Raw genomic sequence first — 229 nt, 5'->3', positions numbered from 1 at the left:
GCTCTACAACACCAACACTCTCGATAGCTTCCACAAAATACTTTGAAGATCCGTCAAGGATTGGAGGTTCTGAAGCATCCATTTCAAGAATGGCATTGTCGATATCACAACCAACCAGCGCTGCCAAAAGATGTTCACAAGTCGTAATTTTTACGCCTAATTTTTCTAATGTCGTTCCTCTTTCTGTAGCAACTACATAGTTTACATCTGCCTCCACCTGAGGATGTCC

At 42.4% G+C, this 229-nt stretch carries 1 protein-coding gene; it reads right to left on the bottom strand.

The window, feature by feature from the left end; translation table 11 throughout:
* On the bottom strand, positions 1–229 hold a 229-nt coding region (locus tag ACPYOJ_RS37255; protein WP_481420667.1), incomplete at both ends, for a UDP-3-O-acyl-N-acetylglucosamine deacetylase.

The organism is Rhizobium sp. SVR5-9E (genome assembly GCF_056755095.1).
Note: the sequence above shows the minus strand (reverse complement) of the source record. Positions and strands in the feature narration are given on the sequence as shown.